The organism is Mycobacterium sp. E3298, from assembly GCF_001666895.1.
GTDB lineage: Bacteria > Actinomycetota > Actinomycetes > Mycobacteriales > Mycobacteriaceae > Mycobacterium.
Window position 1 is genome coordinate 1 of the sequence record NZ_LZJB01000019.1, and the last position, 3,324, is coordinate 3,324.

Below are 3,324 nucleotides of genomic sequence, written 5' to 3' on the forward strand. Positions count from 1 at the left end.
GGGCTTCATCAGCCAGGAGGCCATGCACTCCCAGGCTCATTCCGGGGTGCTGGATCACTTCGCGGCCAAGGGCGTCGACGTCACGCCGTTCACCGACCAGATGGCCTGGCTCTTCTCCCAGCTCATCGGGGACCGGCCCGGGTGGGGTTGGCGGCGACGGCAGAGCTGGCTGCTCGAGCGGGTGTCGATGGTGGCCGCGCTCGAGCACTACACCGCCATCCTGGGCGAGTGGATCCTGGACACCCCGCAGCACGACGCCTTCGGCACCGACCCGGTGATGCTCGACCTGCTGCGCTGGCACGGGGCCGAAGAGGTCGAACACAAGGCGGTCGCGTTCGACACCATGAAGCACCTGCGCGGCGGCTACTGGCGCCAGGTGCGCACCCAGCTGCTGATCACGCCGGCGCTGCTGTGGCTGTTCGTCCGCGGCGTGCGGTTCATGTACTCGGTCGACCCGTACCTGCCGCCGGGCACCAAACCCCGCTGGCGCGACTACTTCAGCGCGGCGCGCCGCGGCCTGGTGCCCGGGCCGTTCCAGTTCCTGCGGGTCATCGGCGCCTATTACACGCCGAGTTTCCACCCGTCCAAGCTCGGCGGGGTGGGCCGCGCGGTCGACTACCTGGCCCGCTCGCCCGCGGCCCGCGCGGCGCACTGAACGTCGGGGGCACACGAATGACTCAGTCCAACACCGTGATCGCGTCCGACGGCGTGTCGCTGGCCGTCCACGCCCACTCGCCGATCGACCCGGGGCGCCCGACGATTCTGGCGATCCATGGCTACCCCGACAACCACCACGTGTGGGACGGCGTCGCCGACGCCCTGGGTGGGCGCTACAACTTCGTGGCCTTCGACGTCCGGGGCGCCGGCGATTCGTCCAAGCCGGCGAAGCGCGCGGCATACCGCCTGCCGCAACTGATTTCGGACATCGGCGCGGTGATCGACAGCCTCGGGGTGAACGAGGTCCACCTGATCGCCCACGACTGGGGTTCCATCCAGGCCTGGGCCGCGGTCACCGACGAGTCGGTGATGGGCAAGGTCGCCTCGTTCACGTCGATCTCCGGTCCGCACCTGAACTACGCGGGCAAGTTCCTGCGGTCCGCCCGCTCACCCCGCGGCGTGTTCGACGTCCTCAAACAGGCGCTCGCCTCCACCTACATCTGGTTCTTTCTGTGCCCGGGCGTGCCGGAGTTGGCGATCTGGTCCCGGGCGACCGTTGCGGTCTTCGCGGCGGTCGAACTGATCGGCCGGCCACGCCGGGCCGGTCGGCGGCGCGCGGCGACCACCCGGTCGACCCGCGACTACGTCAACGGGCTGAACCTGTACCGCGCCAACATGCCCGGGCCGTTCCTGGCGCCCGGGAAGGAGCTGCCGCAGACCAAGGTCCCCGTGCAGGTCTTGGTGGCGCGCTGGGACTACTTCGTCTCGCCGCCCCTGCAGCGGTTCACCGGCTCGATACCGCCCAACGGCAGGGTCGTCGACATCGAGGGCGGGCACTGGGTGGTGTCCTCCCATCCCGAGGTCATCGCCCGGCTCACGAGCGAATGGGTCGATCAGAACACCATTGGTCAGACGTAGGACTTGTTGTGGCACAGACGATTTGGGGCAGCAGACCCGCCGACTTGTACGGTCGTCGCAAGCGCGACCGCCTCTACACGGCGTTGTGGGGAGTGGGCACCCTCTTCGGGGGCTTGGCGTCGGCGTCGCGCTGGGACCCCTCGCGGGTGGTGCCGGTGCGGCGGACCACCACCGTGGTGGTCACCAAGCGCGAACTCCTCACGCCCGACGTCGTCGCGCTGACGCTGGGCGACGCGCAGGGTGGATTGCTGCCGTCGTGGACTCCCGGCGCGCACATCGACATTCGGCTGGCGTCGGGCCGCCGCCGCCAGTACTCACTGTGCGGTCCGCCCGGGCGGCGCACCGACTACCGGATCGCGGTACGCCGGATCGCCGACGGTGGCGGGGGCTCGATCGAAATGCACGACACCTTCGACGTGGGCGACACGATCGAATTCGAGGGGCCCCGCAACGCGTTCTATCTGGTCACCGACGAGCGCGAGGTGCTGTTCGTGATCGGCGGCATCGGCGTGACTCCGATCCTGCCCATGATCTCACTCGCCCAGCAGCGCGGAATCGATTGGCGTGCCGTGTATGCCGGCCGCAGCCGGGAGTACATGCCGCTGCTCGACGAGGTAGTGGCGGTGGCGCCCGACCGGGTCAGCGTGTGGGCCGACGACGAGCGTGGCCGCATTCCCGACGCCTCCGAACTGCTCGCCGATGCCGGGCCGTCGACGGCCGTTTACGTGTGCGGCCCGACCGCGATGCTGGAGTCGGTGCGCACGATGCGCGACCAACACGCCGACGCGCCACTGCATTACGAGCGGTTCGGGCCGCCGCCCGTCGTCGACGGCGTCCCCTTCGAGCTGGAGCTTGCCCGTTCACGGCGCGTGCTGAGCGTGCCTGCGAACCGGTCGGCGCTGGACGTCATGCTGGACGGCGACCCGACGACCGCGTACTCCTGCCAGCAAGGCTTCTGCGGCACCTGCAAGGTGAAAGTGCTTGCCGGGGAGGTCGATCGCCGCGGCCGCGCCGCGGAGGGCGACGGCGAAATGCTGGTCTGCGTCTCGCGGGCCAACGGCGGTCGCCTGGTGATCGACGCCTAGGGGTGGTGCGCCGGGTAGGCGTGCACCAGGGCGCTGTCGAGCCGCGGCACGGCGTGGGTCAGCTGGTGCTCGGCGTCGTGGGCGATGCGGTGCGCGTCCTGAAGGCTGATGCCGGGGTCGATGTCGAGTTCGGCATCGGCGTGCAGGCGGTGCCCGATCCAGCGCATCCGGATGCTGCGCACGCTGCGGACGCCGGGGCGGGCGGCCAGCGTCGCTTCCGCCGTGTCGACGAGCGCGGGGTCCACCGCGTCCATGAGCCGGCGGAAGATGTCGCGCACGGCACCGCGCAGCACCGCCAGGATCGCCACCGTGATGATCAGGCCGACGATCGGATCGGCCAGCGGGTAGCCGAGCGCGACGCCGGCCGCCCCGAAAAGCACTGCGAGCGAGGTGAATCCGTCGGTGCGAGCGTGCAGGCCGTCGGCGACGAGGGCGGCCGAGCCGATCCGGCGGCCGGTGCGGATCCGGTAGACGGCGACGATCTCGTTGCCCGCGAAGCCGATGAGCCCGGCGGCGGCGACCCAACCCACGTGGCCGATGGCGACGGGGTGAATCAGCCGCAGGACGGCCTCGTAGCCGGCGACGATCGCCGACAGCGTGGACACCGCCCTGGAATCCAGCGCGATCGGCATCCGGGCGGTCAAGATCAGCCTCGTCGGACTGG

At 70.4% G+C, this 3,324-nt stretch carries 4 protein-coding genes; 3 read left to right on the forward strand and 1 reads right to left on the reverse strand.

All coding sequences use genetic code 11. The features are described from left to right. The 3 genes from A9X05_RS01000 to A9X05_RS01010 form a co-directional block, all read left to right on the forward strand. Nucleotides 1-655 (forward strand): metal-dependent hydrolase (locus A9X05_RS01000; RefSeq protein WP_067778544.1); only part of this gene is annotated, 655 nt, incomplete at its 5' end. 17 nt (nt 656-672) lie between these two features. Beyond that, complete coding sequence (locus tag A9X05_RS01005) at nt 673-1,575, forward strand: alpha/beta fold hydrolase (protein ID WP_197498857.1); 903 nt, start codon at nt 673-675, stop codon at nt 1,573-1,575. Next, complete coding sequence (locus tag A9X05_RS01010) at nt 1,542-2,660, forward strand: PDR/VanB family oxidoreductase (RefSeq protein ID WP_067778549.1); 1,119 nt, start codon at nt 1,542-1,544, stop codon at nt 2,658-2,660. The genes A9X05_RS01005 and A9X05_RS01010 overlap by 34 nt, the downstream gene beginning before the upstream one ends. Here A9X05_RS01010 and A9X05_RS01015 read toward each other — a convergent pair. After that, nucleotides 2,657-3,324: cation diffusion facilitator family transporter (locus A9X05_RS01015; protein WP_197498858.1), on the reverse strand; the 668-nt coding region annotated here is incomplete at its 5' end. The genes A9X05_RS01010 and A9X05_RS01015 overlap by 4 nt on opposite strands.

Coding starts and splice junctions, on each gene's coding strand:
- A9X05_RS01005 (WP_197498857.1), top strand. CDS start 673: ATGACTCAGTCCAACACCGTGATCGCGTCCGACGGCGTGTCGCTGGCC.
- A9X05_RS01010 (WP_067778549.1), top strand. CDS start 1,542: ATGGGTCGATCAGAACACCATTGGTCAGACGTAGGACTTGTTGTGGCA.